Origin of the sequence: Echinicola sp. 20G, from assembly GCF_015533855.1 — a bacterium.
Classification (GTDB): domain Bacteria; phylum Bacteroidota; class Bacteroidia; order Cytophagales; family Cyclobacteriaceae; genus Echinicola.
In genome coordinates this window covers 3,196,929-3,215,418 of the sequence record NZ_AP024154.1, presented here as the reverse complement: position 1 = coordinate 3,215,418, position 18,490 = coordinate 3,196,929, and the positions used below count along the sequence as shown (strand labels likewise).

General features: G+C 40.2%; 10 protein-coding genes. 1 reads left to right on the top strand and 9 read right to left on the bottom strand.

What is annotated here, in order from left to right; all coding sequences use genetic code 11:
* Nucleotides 1–11: 11 nt before the first annotated feature.
* On the bottom strand, nucleotides 12–3,137 hold the full coding sequence (locus JL001_RS13230) for a TonB-dependent receptor (RefSeq protein ID WP_200976683.1): 3,126 nt from the start codon (nucleotides 3,135–3,137) through the stop codon (nucleotides 12–14).
* A 985-nt stretch (nucleotides 3,138–4,122) separates the two neighbouring features.
* On the opposite strand from JL001_RS13230, the gene JL001_RS13225 reads away from it, so the two are divergent.
* Entirely contained in the window at nucleotides 4,123–8,073 is a 3,951-nt protein-coding gene (locus JL001_RS13225; RefSeq protein WP_236252807.1) for a two-component regulator propeller domain-containing protein, read from the top strand.
* Between the two features lie 134 nt (nucleotides 8,074–8,207).
* Here the strand turns inward: JL001_RS13225 and JL001_RS13220 are convergent, their stop codons facing one another.
* The 8 genes from JL001_RS13220 to JL001_RS13185 form a co-directional block, all read right to left on the bottom strand.
* Nucleotides 8,208–9,368 (bottom strand): glycoside hydrolase family 43 protein, encoded by a 1,161-nt coding sequence (locus tag JL001_RS13220; protein ID WP_200976678.1) that lies wholly within the window; start codon nucleotides 9,366–9,368, stop codon nucleotides 8,208–8,210.
* A gap of 661 nt (nucleotides 9,369–10,029) precedes the next feature.
* Nucleotides 10,030–11,145, bottom strand: coding sequence for an acyltransferase (locus JL001_RS13215; protein WP_200976676.1), 1,116 nt, complete (start codon nucleotides 11,143–11,145; stop codon nucleotides 10,030–10,032).
* A gap of 130 nt (nucleotides 11,146–11,275) precedes the next feature.
* On the bottom strand, nucleotides 11,276–12,415 hold the full coding sequence (locus tag JL001_RS13210; RefSeq protein ID WP_200976673.1) for a sialidase family protein: 1,140 nt from the start codon (nucleotides 12,413–12,415) through the stop codon (nucleotides 11,276–11,278).
* Nucleotides 12,412–13,581 (bottom strand): cellulase family glycosylhydrolase, encoded by a 1,170-nt coding sequence (locus JL001_RS13205; protein WP_200976671.1) that lies wholly within the window; start codon nucleotides 13,579–13,581, stop codon nucleotides 12,412–12,414. Before JL001_RS13205 ends, JL001_RS13210 begins: the two co-directional genes overlap by 4 nt.
* 70 nt (nucleotides 13,582–13,651) lie before the next feature.
* Nucleotides 13,652–14,665, bottom strand: coding sequence for a glycoside hydrolase family 43 protein (locus tag JL001_RS13200; protein WP_200976669.1), 1,014 nt, complete (start codon nucleotides 14,663–14,665; stop codon nucleotides 13,652–13,654).
* 42 nt (nucleotides 14,666–14,707) lie between these two features.
* Entirely contained in the window at nucleotides 14,708–16,288 is a 1,581-nt protein-coding gene (locus JL001_RS13195; protein ID WP_200976668.1) for a glycoside hydrolase family 43 protein, read from the bottom strand.
* 13 nt (nucleotides 16,289–16,301) lie between these two features.
* Nucleotides 16,302–17,285, bottom strand: a complete 984-nt coding sequence (locus JL001_RS13190; protein ID WP_200976666.1) for a family 43 glycosylhydrolase — start codon at nucleotides 17,283–17,285, stop codon at nucleotides 16,302–16,304.
* Between the two features lie 112 nt (nucleotides 17,286–17,397).
* Nucleotides 17,398–18,480: a family 43 glycosylhydrolase gene (locus JL001_RS13185; RefSeq protein WP_200976664.1), complete on the bottom strand. Its 1,083-nt coding sequence runs from the start codon at nucleotides 18,478–18,480 to the stop codon at nucleotides 17,398–17,400.
* Between the last annotated feature and the right edge of the window lie 10 nt (nucleotides 18,481–18,490).

The window sequence follows — 18,490 nt, the reverse complement described above, 5'->3', positions numbered from 1 at the left end:
CCAGTTTCATTTTAGAAGGTCAAGTTAAACCCTAAGTTCATGTTCACGTTTTGCGGATATTGCAAGCCATTTTCATCTCTTACTTCTGGATCGATACCAAACTGATGTACATTATCAATCGAGAACAAGTTGTAGGTTTGGAAGTAAACCCTTGCTCTTTCAATTTTAAGTTTGCTCAATACTTTTGGAGGCAATGTATAACCCAGTGACATGGTTCTCATTCTGATGTATTTGATATTGGTTAGCCACCAGGTAGAGTTTCTGTTATAGTTACTATGTCCACCAGCGTTGAATCTCAATGGGGGGTTTTCTCCCGCAATCCAAGGGCTGTTCAAATCGTAAGGATCTTCTCGGTGCCACCTGTCGTCATACATATAAGCTAAAAGATTACCACCGTTTTGGTACGGCCATCTCATTTCCCAATTTTGGTTATAAGAAGCCATCGAACCACCAGAGAAGTCTAGTGTCAAATCGAAGTTCTTATAATTGAAAAACATGTTCAAACCATAGTTGAGGCTTGGTGGACCATTGAGACTGTAGCCTATTGGTCTTTCATCGAAACCATCAATTTTACCGTCACCATTTACATCTTTGTAAATCAAGTCTCCAGGCAATAAAGTCCCGTTGCCCTGTCCATCAATATTTACAGGATAGTTATTGATATCTTCTTGGGACTGGAACTGTCCTATGATTTCATATCCCCAGAAAATCCCATTCCAACGGTCTTCACCTGACCATCTGTAATGGTCCCAAGAGCTACTGAATACTGGGTTATAGGAGGACAAGAATTTACTTCTTGCATAGCCAAAAGTACCACCGATTCTATAGGTAAGCTCGCCTGATTTACCATTGTAGTTTAAGCCCATATCAAAAGCGACATTGGCATCACTACTTAAGTTTTCATCGGTAAGACCATATCCTAGCTCCAAAGGCAAAAACACATCATCCCTGATATCCCTAAGGCCATCTCTTTTCCTGTAGAAATAATCAAAAGCTCCAGTAAACTTCCCTGAGGAAAAGGAGAAATCTACACCCGCATCAAACATTTTACTGGTATACCAAGAAAGGTTGTCTATTGGCTTACCCCTATTCGATGAACCTTGGATGTTTTCACCATCGATGATCACGGTAGAAACACCATAGTTATATCCAGGTATATAATCAAATGGTCCAATACCGATATCATCATCTCCCAACTCACCATATGAAACCCTCAGTTTCAATTCATCTAGGTTTGTGCTTACAGCAAAGTTGTCCATAAAAGGCTCTTGACTGATTCTCCATCCACCAGAAATAGAAGGGAAGAAACCCCAACGATTTTCTGGAGAGAATTTCCAAGAAGCATCATATCTTGCAGCCACTTCAAAAAGATACTTGCCTTTGTATTCATAATTCACACGGCCTACATAACCAATTCTTGCTTCCTCATAATCATTGTCATCATACCGGTCCATATCCGCAAACTGCACCAATGGTAAATAATTATTGGTAGGAACAGAGTGGATAAAGTTGCTGTAATCCCTTCTTTGAATTCTTTCGTACAAGGCCAAAACTGACAATTTATGATCATCGGCAAAAACCCTGTCATAGTTCAACTGAAACTGACCTACAGTCTCTTCGATCTTTCTTTGATTTCTGTCCCGGTAAGGATTGTCATTACCTCCAGTTCTGATGTATTCGTCAGTCTCTGGGATATAATCGTAAACATCATAGGTATATTCAAAAGTATTGACATAGTTGTCGGCAAAATAGTAAGAATATAAACCTTTGGCTTTCAGCCCTTCTACAGGAATATCATATTCTGCTGAGAAGTTGGTTTGGATATTTTTCCAATAATTTTTGAAGAAACCTGTGCGATCATAGTTCAATAAAGCCCAGTTGGTTTCAATATTATTGATATTGGCTGGATAGTCTGGATTGTCATTGGCATAAGGTCGCTCTGTAGGTCTATTTCTAAACAAAGCAAAGCGCGGCTGCCAGTAATCATCTCCTCCAGGTACACCTGGGTTTTCCCTGTTCTCCAAACGGCCGTTGATCTGAATACCAACCGTCAATCGATCCGTTACATCAGTGTTAATGTTGGATTGGATATTGGTTCGGTTAAACTCAAATTCATCACTGAAGACAGACTTCTGGTCAAACCTTGTCAATGAAATATAATAGTTGGTCTTTTCAGATCCACCGGAAGCACTGACATTGAAGTTACTTTGGGGAGCATTTCCCTGGACGATAAAGTCTCTCCAATCAAAAGAACGGTAACCATATTCTGTTCCTTGGTTCCATTTGTCCAATTCATCTTGGCTAATATTGGTACTTCCAAACTGGTTCACGTCTGCATAAGCTCTTCCGAGCATCCATTCATAGGCATCCACCCCTTCTGGGAATCTTGACCAATTTTGAATACCATAGTAACCGTTAATGTTTATACTTGGCTTTTCTCCTCTATCGCCTCTTTTAGTAGTCACCACGACTACCCCGTTGGCAGCCCTGGAACCATAAACAGCAGCTGAAGCATCTTTCAAGATGGTGATACTTTCTATATCACCTGGTGCCAAGTTATTGAACTGCCCTTGGTCCTTTTGGATACCATCGATCACAAAAAGCGGATTACCTAAGTTTCGAATTTGGATGTTGGCACCCGCTCCAGGACGGCCATCAGGCATTCTGAAAGTCAGCCCAGGAAGTTTACCGGCCAATGCCCCAGAAACAGTGGCGGTCGGTACTTGTTCAATATCCCTACTGGTAATATTGGAAACGGCTCCGGTAATGGACTCTTTTTTCTGCTCACCATAACCTACCACGACCACCTCTTCCAAGTCGCCCAAGTCACTTTCCATCTCCAAGTCGAAGGAACTTTGATTTCCTACTTCCATTTCTATGGTCTTATAACCAATGAATGAAACCCTAATAACTGGATTGTCACCTCTCAATTCCAGTTTAAATTCTCCGTCCACACCAGATACGGTTCCGTTCGTCGTTCCTTTCTCGAGGATACTAACACCGGGGATAGGCTCCCCTGTCTCTTTTTCTTTGATGGTACCTTCTACTGCTTTGCCCGTTTGGGCCCAAGTAGAAAATACCAAACCACATAGCAGCACAAATATCAAACTGCTACTTCTTAGTAATTTTTCTTTCATGTAAATAATAGATTTTGGGTTAAGGTTAATACTCCAAATAAAAACAGTGTACAAAAGCACCTGTTACCGATGCATTTAATGGCAACATCAGGTTACCATTTATGCATAGCCTACTTACAGTCTTTATACAGTTAAAGCCTAGATGTCTAACTACTGATTAATTGATTTAGGGCTTAGAGAGTGATCATAAAATCTGGCTCAGGGAAATCGAGCCTGCCCTAGCTGAGAGTTTTTGTGTGTCATTTTTTTGGGTTTGTAAGGGACATTTGGAATGCACCTTGGTTTTGTTAATTAACTTGAAGTTTTCGAAACAAATCACTTAATGGATTTAGCTGTTTCTCTATAATCCAAATCTAATGAAGTCCTTCTCAAGCAATTATTACAAATCCTTCATTTAATAACACTTTTCCTTCTAATCGATTTTATTAGGTTTATATCGACGTTTTTGTAATATATTTTGAAAAACAGGGACAAACTAGAGTCATTTGTTATGCTCCTAAAAATCTGATTTCACTTTCCAAGTAAAATTATCTGCATACCCTTTTAGACTCAGTAAAATTGAAGAGATCATTTGGGATTAGGTAAATCTATCTATCGGAAGAGATGACTGTCAAACTAGCTGAAACACATAAAAAGTTTTCATTTGGACGGAAACGGGTCAAAAATAAATTAACAAGGCAAGGCTTAAACATTCATGTAAAATTTTGGAATTGAAAACACTTGATCGCCTATGAAGTTCACAAAATGGAAAAATACAGTCACCCTTTAACACAAATCCTTCAATCTACCAGTTCAAAATGTAATTAATCATTTAGAAAATAAGCTATGTATAGGTTTTTCCTAAATTAGTATTTACAATAAACCCAGGAGTACTTTACCTATGCTTAAGGTCATACAAACATACATACTTATTCTCGCGGCTATTTTGATTCAAATTTCCCTAGCCAAAAGCCAAAACCAAGATTACTATTTCGAACAACTAACTATGGAAGACGGCCTTTCAGGAAGTACGGTCTTATCCATTTTGCAAGACAAGCAAGGCTTTATGTGGTTCGGAACTAAAAATGGTCTGAACCGATACGATGGTCATAATTTTAAAATTTTTAGTTCTGAGGAAAACAGTCACGCAGGCTTAAAGGACAATTTCATTTATGGGCTTTTAGAGGACAGCAGAGGTACTATTTGGATAGGCACTACCCATGGCATCTATACATATAATTCTTCTACCGAAAGCTTTCACCATTTCAATAAGACATCTAATCAAGGCGGACAAATTACTGGTACAGTAGGTGTAATCCAGGAAGACCTCGAAGGAAACATCTATTTTGCAGTCAACAGTAAAGGCCTGTTCAAATACTCACTCGAAGAAGACTCCCTATATCAATATCGAAGCTTTACTGATGGGAATCTAAATATGCCGGACAATAATACCACCAATGTTTTGGTGGATGAGAAAGGGGATATTTGGACGGCTAATTCTAGACTGGGTGTTCATAAATTCATTCCATCATCTGAAAAGTTTCAAAGATACTTATTTGACCAAGAGGTCATCACTGCCGCTGTACTTCAGCTCGAAGATTATGGCTCCAATATTTTATTGGGCACTAAAGACCTCGGGGTATGGCTCATGGACAAGAACAGTGGAAAGGTAGAACCACTCATTACAAAAGGCCCTACAGGCAAGAACCTCTTTGTACGGGATTTATATAAAAGCTCAAGCAATGAACTTTGGATTGCTACAGAATCTGGACTGTTTATTTATGACTTGGAAAAAAACAAATACAAGCATTTTGAAGAAAACCTAAATGACCCTTACTCCATATCGGACAATGCCATCTATTGTATCCACGGTGATGTCGAAGGTGGAATGTGGCTGGGGACCTATTTTGGCGGTGTCAACTTTCTTCCCAACCATCCAACAAAATTTAAAAAACACTACCCCATCCCCAACTCAAATTCAATCAGTGGCCAGCGAGTTCGACAATTTGAAGAAGGAAAAAACGGAACCCTTTGGATCGGTACTGAGGATGCTGGATTAAACCATTATGATCCTAAATATGACAGATTCACGCATTACCTGCCAAACAATACTTCCAATAGCCTTTCCTATCACAATGTACATGGACTGGCAAGAAAGGATGATGAATTGTGGGTTGGCACAGTGACCTTCGCTGTGGGACTAAACCGGATGAATCTAAACACCAACCAAATTAAAACCATCCCCATTCATAGCGATCAAAACACCCCAGATGACAATGAAATGCACAGCATTATTGTAGATCACAATAAGCAGGTCTGGTTGGGAACGGTCGTTGGCTTGTTTAAACTTGATGAAGCAACCAATGAAGTTGACTTTATTGAAGAAACGGGCCATCGTTTTATTTATGACTTAATGGAGGATGATAAAGGCAACCTCTGGCTTGGAACATATAGCAATGGGCTCATCCGATATAATCCAACTACAGGGGAAACCAAGAATTTTCTTCCCAATGCCAATGACCCGAATAGTTTACCGCATTATTCGATCATCAATATTTTTCAGGACAGCCAAAAAAGAATTTGGGTGGCAACAGAAGGAGGTGGCTTTTGCTCTTTTAACGAGGCCACCAATAACTTCACCTCATACAACTCAAAAAGTGGATTCCCCTGCAACAATATTTATAAAATTCTGGAAGACATATCCGGGCATTTATGGATAAGCTGTAACAAAGGCTTATTAGAGTTCAACCCTCAAACAAAGGATTATAGGCTTTTCACCAAAGACAACGGACTTATGCCTTATCCTTTTAACTACAAAAGTGGCTTTAGGGCCAAGGACGGCACCATGTATTTCGGTTGCTTGAACGGGTTTATTTCCTTTGATCCGAGAGAATTCGAACCATACGAATATGATCCTCCTGTGGTATTTACGGGTATTCAGATTTTCAATACTCCTGTTCCTATCGGTGGAGAGAACCCTATTTTGAACCAATCCATCACTAAGACTTCTGAGATCACCCTTAGCCATAATCAGTCTTCGCTGAGTTTTGATTTTGCAGCGTTAAGTTATACCGCTTCGGATGCTTTGACCTATGCCTATAAAATGGTAGGCTTTGACCAAAGTTGGACCCATCTACCACAAAACCAACGCATCAATTATTCCTATTTACCACCTGGAGATTACATCCTCAAAATTAAAACGGCAGATGTTTTTGGTGAATGGAGCAACCGTGAAGCGTCACTTCACATTACCATTTTGCCTCCTTTTTGGAAAACCAATTGGGCCTATCTAATCTATTTTCTGGGCGCAGTATTTATCCTCTTTATAGTTTTTAGAATTTATACAAATAGAATCCACTTACGCCAAGAAGCTGCATTCAAACGTCTGGAGGATGAAAAACAAAAAGAAATCTACCAATCTAAGATTGAATTCTTCACCAACATCACCCATGAAATCCGAACACCTCTGACCTTAATCAAAGGTCCTTTGGAAAGTATTCTAAAAAAACAAAATGATTATACCGCTGAGATAAAAGAAAGTCTCTGGATCATGAATAAGAATACAAACAGGCTTATCGAACTTAGCAATGAGCTCCTTGACTTCCGAAAAACTGAAAAGAAAGGCTTCTCACTCAACTTCACCAGAACTGAAATTAGCAAGTTGTTAGATGACATTTTCATAAGGTTCAAAACCAGTGCAGAACAGCAGTTTATCAACTTCCACTTCATTGAAAAAGAAAAACCTTTCTTCGCAGACATTGACCGAGAAGGCTTTACTAAAATCATGAGCAATCTGATATATAATGCAATAAAACATGCAGACAGTACAGTCCAAATAAACTTGGTCATCTCTCCTCAAGATTCCCTATTCAAAATCCATGTCAGTAATGATGGTAAGCTAATCAGTACAGAAAACAGAGAGAAAATCTTTGAACCGTTCTTTCAGATAGACGGAGACCAAAACGACCGAACTTCTACTGGAACTGGACTTGGATTGCCTTTGGCCAGATCTTTGGCCGAAATGCATAGTGGAAAACTCTATGTAGATCCAAACGGCCCAAGCAATAGGAATACTTTTGTGCTGGAATTGCCTGTCAAACAAAAGAATGTCATTCATATCAATGAAACCTTCAATGAAAAACAAAAAGTTAGTGAGCCTGTAAAAACTTCTCCAAAAGAAAAGTCAAATTCTCATAAACCATCCCTGCTAGTTGTGGAAGACAATAAAGAACTTCAAAAGTTTATTCATGATCAATTAAAACAAGACTATCATGTTTACAGGGCTGATAATGGCATGGAAGGGTTAAAAGTATTAAAAGAAAAACCTATAGATCTGGTGATCAGTGACGTGATGATGCCTATAATGGATGGATTTACTTTATGTGAAAAGATCAAATCAGATGTCAACTACAGTCATATACCATTGATCATGCTTACGGCCAAAAACACGCTTCAATCGAAGATCGAAGGGATGGAATTGGGAGCTGACGTTTATATTGAAAAACCTTTCTCTATAGATCACCTTAGCCTTCAAGTCAAAAACCTTTTGCATTACAGGGATCAGGTGAGACAAGCCTTTGCCAATCAGCCGATGGTCAATGTTGACACAATTGCCCATACCCGTGCTGACGAAGAGTTTCTTACCCAAGCGAACGAGGCCATTCTAGAGAACCTCAGCAATGAAAGTTTTGGAGTGAATGAATTGGCGGATATTCTTTGTATGAGCCAGTCTAGTCTGTTGCGAAAGATAAAAGGGGTTTCCCAGATGACTCCAAATGGCTATATCAGACTGGTAAGATTAAAAAAAGCAGCAGAAATGCTTCAAGAAGGACAGTTTACCGTCACAGAAATCAGTGAAAAAGTCGGGTTCAACTCACCTTCCTATTTCTCAAAATGCTTCCAAAAACAATTTGGAGAACTGCCTAAAGACTTCAATAAAAAGTCTGAATTTACTTGATCAATATTTTCGATCCAGGTCAGCGTCATCGATTTTAGTCTTCATAAAGCATTGATTGATCAATTATCTTAAAAATCATAAAAGTATTGGGAGCAAAGCCTATAACTTTTGCTCCCAATACTTTTATGTCCTACTTATTTTCCAAGCGGTATAGCCTGAAGCGTGGTGGTAGGCCCATGAACGATCAGTTTGCCATCCTCATCGATTTCCATTTTGTCCAAAAAGACCACCCTTTCCTGTCCGGACTCCTTGGTACGTCCATGGTAAACACAGTACATCTCACCATTGTCCAAAAAGACAATATTATTATGCCCAGTGCCAGTCACATCTCCACCTTTATGGATATTCAATTCTAACACTGGATTATTACTTGCTTTAGTAAATGGACCTAATGGACTTTTTCCAGTAGCATAACCTACCGCATAGTTCTCCCCTGCATAATAGTTACTGGAATACATGATATAATAGACATCATTCTTTTTGAAAATCACCGAACCCTCAGTCCATCTCCTGTTGATTTCCTGCTTGGTTACCGACCTGCTTTCCCATTCAGCTTGCTGGTCATTCATTTTAACGGGTGGCCTTAAACACAAAACAGGCTTACCAATCACACCTGAAAAATCTGGCTTTAACTCTACACCATATACCCAACTTTCTTCGATCTCATCATACCAACCTTTCTCTTTCGCCCAGTCCGCTACCTCACTATCAACAGGGTGTTTGTAGCAAGCCCGCGAAAAATAAAGATAATATTTACCATCTTCCTGATATACATTGGCATCAATCACGGGATAACCTGGATCAAATATGGGACGATCATACATTTCCTTAAAAGGCCCAGTGGGACTGTCTGATACCGCCACACCAATCATAAAGTTTTCCTCTTCATTCGTTGGGTTCACTTTCCATTGAGCACTGAAAAACATATAATATTTTCCGTCAATTTTATAAACTTCGGGCGCCCAAAAGAATTTACTTGCCCACGAATCAGGTGTATTTCCCCTATACACTTGCCCCTCAAACTTCCAATCTACCAAATCATTGGAAGAATAGGCTGCAAAACCATCTTCAGCACCACCTCCAGTCCCGTACATATAATATTTTCCATTGCCATCATTTAGGATATATGGATCTCCAAATTCAACATCTAGCGGATTACTGAAAGTACTGACAACCTTCTCTTGACTTTCTAAACGCTCATTTTGACTTTGCTTTGAACTACAGGATCCCAGTTCTAATAAGATAAAACCAAAAATAATGACATGTAAAAATGGGTGATAGGGCTGCTTTTTCATTTTGTATAATTAAGTAGGTTATTCTTTAAAATTAAGATTTTAACCTACAAGAACTACCATAATATTCCTGCATCAAATGACACTTTTCCATTGATTTATCAATTTGGGGCTTTTATACTTAAAATTGTTCATTGTTTTTTTGGCAATACCAGCTTGTTTTTAGCACATCTTAATTTCATATTCATTAACATTAACACTATAATATTAAATATAATGTAATTTTTAATTTATTTACTTGAAATATTTGCAATAAAATAAGCTTATACCTACCTTTGAAATATAAACAAAGAGACAAAAGGTCTTTTTTACTACACTGTAGGGTGTTGAAATTGGCATCCCGATAGCTATCGGGACTGTCTCGGGGTCAAAAAATACTTGTTTTGACTTTAGCACTACAGTAAAAGATTTTAAGTTTTGTATTTATACTATACTGTAGGGTGTTGAAATTGGCAGACAAGCCCTCCTGTCTCGGGGGTGGAGGTAAATGGATAAAGCAAATATCGAGCTCGTGTTTTGCCTAACTACTCCGTGGAGGTTCGAGTCCTTCTCCTACAGCAGGTTATTTTGGGTTTATTGTTAATTGACTAAAGCTATGAGATATTGTTTCATAGCTTTTTTGATTTTATGGCAATTTATTTTCTGCAACTTCACTAAAATGCTATTATTCCGCCAAAGGCTCTTTTTTAATCCCCTCTCTTTTCATCCTGTTCTTTAAATATTTCCTAATTGGTTTATCTAAAAGCTCCATTACAACGTAGGCAAAACCTATCAGTAACACTGTACCCACGCATGTAATGATGGCCATTTGATCCAAACTAGGTTTCGTCGCCTCCATATAGCCCAAAAATATCCAAATAAATGGGTAATGAACCATGTACAACGGATAAGATATTTCTCCTGAAAACCGACATAACTTAAGTGATTTTTTCCCTGGTTTAGCTCCTGCTCCCAGCGCAACAAGAAAAGGAAAATAGAGGATTACGATAATTGGGTCTATCACATGATTGAAACCATCCACGAAAGGAACCAAAAAACCAATCATCAACAGTATAGCCATTGGCGCTAAACCTAAGCTATTTTGAATGATCCATTTTGAACGGAACACAAGCATTCCAGCCAAAAATGAAAAGAAAATTCTGGCACCACCAGTCCAAAAGGTCTCTCCTCCCCAACCTCCTAAAAGATTGGTATCCTGATAAGCACAGTAACATAAGGTAATGGCTGCCAAAAAAGTTAAAAAAAGCAATATTCTATGACGCAACTTAAAGAGTATCAACACATATAAAATATTGGCCATATATTCCCAAAACAAAGACCATGAAGGCGGGTTCAATGGGAAGTTGTTAAAAAACAATTCCGGCATTACAGGATAAGGAATCATTAAAACAGAAGTAATAAAAAACAGTAGACTCTCTCCAAAGCTATAATGACTTGAAACATCGCTGAATGGATTTAAACAAAAAGAGAGTATTCCGATTACAGTTCCTATGATGACCAAGGGCTGAAGACGAATTAACCTCAACTTAAAAAAAGGAATTATCCCCATTTCCTTGATTCTGTTATCATAAGCATATGCAATCACAAAACCTGATAAACAGAAGAAAAAGTCTACCGCTAAATACCCGTGTGCAATAAAGTTATTGTTGAAGTCAGGTTGAATGATTTCCATAAAGTGAAAAATGACCACAACTACTGCCGCTAAACCGCGTAGTCCATCCAATATTTCAAAGTGCTGCTTGGTTTTTAAGAGGTTGGAATTGACTAATTCTGAATGCATGGATTTATGATTTGTCATACTATTTATTTGAATCGCTTGGTAAGAACGTGATTTTGAAAGGATTCAGAATAACCACTTATAAAATTGAAGCAATTATTTCTGAAAAACCTTACAAAAACTTATTAGTTCCTTACTCCTTGTCGACCAGCTCTCCCTGAATCATCCATACTTCAGTTTGTCCTTTCGCAGAAAAGCCATTGGTACTGGTGAGTGCCAAAATGTGACCATCATCCAATACGGTAATGCTATTCCAATGTCCTATGCTTTCTTCCGGCAATTGAAACGGCCAAGTAGTATTAGTAAAATGGAGGGCTTGTTCATTGCCTATAGCTACCGCCATTTGGGCATCTTCCAGTTTGCTCCCCCACTGAAATGACAGTAACGTCAAGCCATTAACGCTCTGAGCAAGGTATGGGGCTCCTGCATAATCATTTGGAGGGATTTGCTCAGCCATAGCATATTTTCTTTGAGGATGGTCTGCATTTACTGCTTCTTCCCAAGACAAACCATCAGCCTTGATAATGTAAGGTTTAAATGGACCAAACCCATTATCTTCAATGGCCATAGCGATAGTTTGGTATTCCAACAACACAGGCACTGGCATGCCATCTCGGCTTCCTTTGCGGTAACTGACAGTTTGTGGGTTTTCACTCCAATGGCGCCCTTGATCTGAGGAAAATACCATCGCAATCCGTTGCTCGTTGGAAGTCGTAAAAATGCTTTCATCTGCAAAATAAAGCTGGACAGTACCATCGGGAAGGGTGAGAAAAACAGGTTCCCAGCAGCCATTTTCAAAAGAGTCTCCAGCTTCATAAACTAACTGATCCTCCTGCCAAGTCAAGCCATTATCCGAACTCCTAACTGTACGGATGGCAAAATGCTTATCGGTTTGATTTCTTCTTGGCCTTGGGTTGTAACCCAATAAGATTTCGCCATTGTCAAGAACCGTAAAATCCGGAACAGCCATGGCTACCCCTTCTTTTCTGGCTGCCACCAAGACAGGTTCCTTCCAAACTCCATTTTCTCTAATCCTAAAAAAAATATTCCCATCTGCTTCAAAAGCAACGCCCAAATGTCCATTTGCCAGTTCTCTTACCCTGGCATATCCCGCATACCTGAATGTATCCGGAGATATTCTTTCAAGGGTAGATTGATCCCAAACAATGGTATAATCCTGTGGATCAGGGGGACTTCCTGCTCCTAATCCTGAGCAGGAAGTCATGAACATTAAAATAACAAAAACCCACAAGTTCAGCTCCCCTTTTTTCATCTTCCTGTCAAGCTCTTGATCAGGTCTGTTTCTGATTTTTTGTATGGCGTGCCATCCGTATGAAAAACTTCATGAAACCACAACTCAGGTTCATCAGTATATTGCTTCTCCCAACTGTCCCAAGGATATTTGGTTTGTGTTTTTCCATCTACCAACCCCCAGTTAAACATTCCAATATTTTCCGCTTTGGCAATTGGTAAAAAACCTTCAAAAGTGCTACCGTTTGGACGGGCCATATATTCCGTACAGATCATGGGACGATCATATCGCTTTAGCCAATCAATGCGCTTTTGGAATTCTTCAGGACTGTCATAATTATGAAATGAAATGATATCCGAATTGTTTATTTGTGCCAATTGAATGGGACTCATCACATCCTCAGAAGACCAATCCCCCAACCAAACTCCTGAAGTCAACGGCTGAATGGGGTGCTGAGATCTTGCCCAACCAAAAGCCTCTACCATCAATGGCAGCACATAATCCACCTTGTTTGGATGCTCCTTGTCACGATAGGAGACCCCTGTATCGTTATCTGGCTCATTCCAAATATCCCAGCCCAAGACACGAGGATCATTGGCGAATCGACTTACCACCGCCTTGACATATTTTTCCAATCGTGGGTATTGGGTAGAATCCTCCAGTGCCGTATATCCGGGGCTTTGAACCCAACCCGAATTATGTACATGAGGTTTCGGAGCACGTTGCTCTCCTGCTTCCACAAAAGGATCCCAGCATGAATCAAAAATCACAAAAAGAGGCTTCATTCCGTGTTGATCCATGATCCCTAGCATGGTATCCATTCTGTTCAAAAAACCTTCTGGATCTTGCTCATAAGCCAAGTCATGGAGGTAAACACGCATGGTGTTCATTCCGATTTCTTCCGCCCAGCCCAGTTCTTTATCTATCAATTCCGGTGAAAAAGTTGCCTCCTGCCACATCTCCAATTGATTGATGGAATTGCTGGGATTAAAGTTGGCTCCAACTAGCCAATCTTGTTCAGCATACCAAGCCTTTGCTTGCTCCTTACTCCATCTTTCAGAGGTTTTTTCTTCTTTCTTTACAGCAACTTGCGATGCTTTTTCATCAGAATTTCCTTTAGGCCCGCAACTCATTGCTCCTAGCAGTAGCCCACAAATGGCCAAAATATTTAAATAATGTTTTTTCATTTCAATAAGGTTAAAGCCGCACGGGTTTAATGGTTACAAAACCCTTTTAACCTGCAGCAAGGAATAATATTTAATTCAACTTTTTGCTGGCGACCCCTTCAAAGGTGATCTTTACTGGTTTGATTTTACCATTTTCATCAAACTCCATTTTGTCAATGCAGGTAGCCCGGTGATTGTGGTGAGTTTCTGTCAAAGGCCTCCTGTGGTAAACAATATAGAACTCATCTTTTCCTGGTATCTGAATCACGGAATGATGTCCTGCGCCAGTGGCCACTTCAGGGTCTTGCTGCAAAATCTTCCCTTCTCTTTTAAAAGGACCAAAAGGACTGTCTGCAATAGCGTAGGCCACAGAATAGTCAGGTCCTCCCCAACCACCTTCAGACCACATAAAGTAATACTTCCCGTCTTTTATAAACATAAAAGGTCCCTCTACATAATTTTCAGGGGTTACTTCTTTATAAAGTTCTCCATCTTCAAATGGGACTATTCCTGAAAAATCCTCGTTCAGCTTGACCACATTACAATGTCCCCAACCACCATAATACATGTAATAAGTTCCATCCTTATCCTTAAAAATATACTGGTCAATTGGTTGCGCCCCATTGACTATTTCATTGATTAATGGCTCTCCTAACATATCCTTAAAAGGACCTTGAGGTTGATCTGCCACAGCCACCCCAATTCCTCCTATTTCACCTTCATGAACATCATTGGCAGCAAAGAAAAGGTAATACTTATCATTTTTGCTGATTACCCCTGGTGCCCACATGGCTTTTTCCGCCCATTTCACCTCAGTGGTATCTATGATTCTTTCATGCTTGGTCCAGTTCACCAAGTCCTTGGAAGAAAAAGCGTCCATAAAAACCTGTTTCTCATAAGCATCAGAATAGGTCGGGTACACCCAATAAGTATCACCATAAACAATGGCTTCTGGATCGGCATACCAGCCTTCGAAAATGGGGTTGCCAGACGTTTTTACAGTCTCTTGTTCTCCTTCCAAATCATTTGTTTCATGAGAACTTTTGGAGTTGCAGGCAAAAAAGCCTACCAAAGCCAAGAGTAAAAGTCCATTAAGTTTTTTCATATTGATTGGTGGGTTTTTGATAGTAGTATAGGATTAATTCATTTATTGATGATTGATCGTCACACCCTTAAAGTTGACCACGGTTCCATTGGCTCCTTTTGCAAACAAGCCCAAGCGAAAGCCCATGCCCCAAGGCACCAAATGGGCCGCATCGAATTCATTACCAAGTGCTTTCCATGCATTTTTTGAGTCTTTATAAGCAAAATGTAAAAGGTGACCTTCTCGCACAGTCATTTTCAATTGAATTGATTCGGTCTCCAATATCGCCTCACTAGCTTTGATTTCCAGCTGCTGATTCCTGTTTTCGATTACTTGAATTTCATTGCCATTGAGAGAAATTCCCATTCCAGCCACCGGCGCACCAAAGCCATTATGAGCCCCTCCCACTAACAAAACTCCACCAGAAGCATTGGTTAGCTCAGGGTTTATGGTCACTGTAATCTCATAATCAGGTGAAGTGGAACTTTGAACCAATAATGAGCCTAGCCCCTCATTTTCATCAGAAGCCTGTAAAAGCAACCCTTCTTCATTTGTAGTATATTGAATATTTTGGGACACTCTCCATTGCCAAATCTGATCCAAGGAAGGGCTGAAGTCATCTGTAAATGTCAAACTAGCCTTTTCCCGGTTGTAAGTGGCTTTGTTTTCAAAATACGGCCAGCCATCCTCCGTCCAATGAAGCTGTTCCAACACGCCTTCTCTTCCGACATAAACATCCCCTTCGGTGCTGTAAGCATGGTATAATAGATAGTAATCTCCATCTTTTTTCACCACTGTGCCATGACCAGCACACTTCCAGTTATCATTATCCTTTAAAATAGGATTCTGATTATATTTTTCCCAAGGTCCCAAAAGGTTCTTGGCCCTGGCCACTCCAGCTTTATAGTTGCAGGCTTTGTCACAGCAAGCTCCTGCTGAGTAGGTGGCATAAAAATATTCATTTTCCCTAAAAATACTGACGCCCTCCACTAGATTAAGCTCCCAATCTACATCATTCCTAAACAACTCGTGTGGTTCGCCCAAAAGGGCTGTTCTTTCTTCGTTGATCTCCTGCGCCCAAATTGGCGTGGGAAGTCCTCTACTATTGCCATCTTCCTTCCATGTCAAATAGAGTTTTCCATTTTCATCCCTTACCTCAAAGGCATCTATAGACCCTACTTCCTGAGCCACCAGCGGACCATGGTCTTTGAAATCGCCTTCAGGAGAATCTGCACTTGCCACAGCTACACTCAGGCGATTGCTTGCTTTATCTCTGGCAGTATAATAAGCATAAATCTTACCTTGGGCCTCATCAAAAGCCAGTTCTGGTGCCCAAAAGTTGTTTTTGGCCCATTCAGGAGCTCCATCAGGAAAAACATAATTCACTACCTCCCAATTCACTAAATCAGCTGATTTAAAAATAGGAAATAGAGGTGCCCATTCATTAGAAGTTGCAGAAGCATAATAAAAATCCCCTACCTTAACTACCGTTGGGTCAGGATGATCTCCCGGCAGTACCGGATTGATAATCTGAAAATCTTTCTTTTTGGCGACCGATTCCTCTTGGGACTTATTGGACTGACATGCCCCTAAGAGAAAGAAGCCTGTTACAATAAGCAGCCAAATGCCTTTCAATCTATTCATAGTATCTTGATAATTACTGTTTCAGTAGGGGTTTGCCCTTTTTCCATTCTACCTCTCTGTTAGAGAGCCACCACGTTTGTCCATGGTCATCATTCCCTTGATAAAAAAGGTAGGTCCTCCCTGATTCTTTATCCTCAAAAATATGAGGATGACCGGATTCACTGCTGTTCCATTCCCCTTGCTTTCCATTTGGTAGAAAAGGCTCATCAAAAACACGCTTCCAATTTACACCATCTTTACTAACGGCCACTCCAACCTGCTGAGGCGCATTATTATAGCTTCCAGCATAAAACATATAAAGCTTTCCTTTTCGCTCAATGTTAGAGGCCCCTTCCACACACTTTCCTTCCCAGTCCAATTCTGGTTTTAAGATAGAGGCATCTTTGGCCATGGTCCAGTCATCTCGACCAAAGTCAGTGTCTGCGGGCGCTTTGGCCACCCCTTGCATTTGAATTTCTCCTTTGGGATCACGGGTAGCGAAATAAAGAAAATAATTTCCCTTAAAAGGATAAACTTCCGCATCAATTGCCCGGCCATTGGACCAGTCATTCGCCGGTGGTGCAAAAATTGGATTAGTTTCATTCCTGGTAAAATGAATTCCGTCTTCGGAGTAGGCATGGCAAATGGCATCTTTGGAGCCGTTTCCATAGGTTTGGTAAAACAAATGTACTTTACCATCTTTTACCAATGCACCTGGAGCACAAAAACCATTTTTCTCATATTCTTCAGTGGCTTCAATCTCTCCGATACTTTTCCAATGAATCAAATCATCGCTTTTTGCCACTCCTATTCCCCAGCCTCCAGACTGGCCTGGGACGGGTGGAATAGAAAAGTACATCAGGTACTTTCCATCAAATTTCACTACATGGGGATCTTTGGAAAAAGGCCTGCCCAATCTGCTCGAATCGGCAAACATCATTTGCTGCGCCCATAATAACCCTATAGATGAACTGTAGAGCAGACAGACAAGGCCTATTATTTTAAGTTTTTTAATCATTTTGGGTCTTTTTCTTTGTGAGCCTTCACCTCATAAACTGCAATGCAGTTTATGAGGCTGGCCCCAACAGGTTTAAAATAGGTCGATAGGTATATTCAGTTTGTTAGGTTATTTATTCATTCAATGCCGGCATATAGAAATCAAATGGTTTACTGCGATCATCTTTCAAGGTTTCTCCATCAAAAATCAAAGGGGCAACCTGAATGGTGGTTCTATGATTATGATGAAAGGATTGTCCTGGTTTGGTAGCGGAATGACTCTCCCTTCCAGGATGTGTGAAATAAAACACATAGGCCCTGTCTCCAAACACCAATACATCTCCATGAGCACCACTGGGACTATCGTCTTCCCGAGCTGATGGTTTATCTAAGATTAATCCCTGCTTTACCCAATTTTGAAGGTCATCAGAACGGTATACTCGCAAGCCTCTCCACTCATCTGTCAACATCCAGTAGTAATTCTTATATTCAAACACCTTTGGTCCTTCATGAGCCCCTCCGCCAATTGCAGGTAAATCTTTGGTTTCCCAGTTTACCAAATCCTCTGATTCGGATACCATGGTGATTCCTCCTCGGCTATCGTCCTTGTACCAAATCCGGAACTTTCCTTCAGGTGTTTTGAAAATTGTTGCATCGATAATTTTATCCGAAGAAAGGGTCAATGGACCATGGTGCTCCCAGTCCCATAAGTTTTTGCTACTGAAATAATGGATGTGACTTGCCCCTCCCCAGTGGTTCCTGACTCCCTGGATGTAAGAAACGAACATGTGATATTGTCCATCATGATAGATGACTTCAGGAGCCCAGAAAGTATTCCAGCCACGCTCAAACTCAAGATCCAAGTATCCTCTGAACACCCAAGTCTTTCCGTGGTCTTTGCTCGCTGCAATACCAATTCGGTTACCGTAGTAGGCCGAAACATCCTGGGTGGGAAGATTGGCTCTTCTACTCGTGTACAGCATCCACCAGGATTGCTCTTGACGGTTCCAGACCATAACAGGATCAGCAGCACCATCATATACCGGATCTCTATACATAGGAGCTGGTGCCACACGTAATTTTTCTTGCCCCAAAACCTGATTATTAAAGACCACCAGCAAAACTGTTAGGGTACACCAAAAAAACACCTGATGCTTTAAAAAATATCCTTTATAGGCGCATCTAAAATCTACTTTGGATTTGGAAAAGCTGATCATAATGAGGATA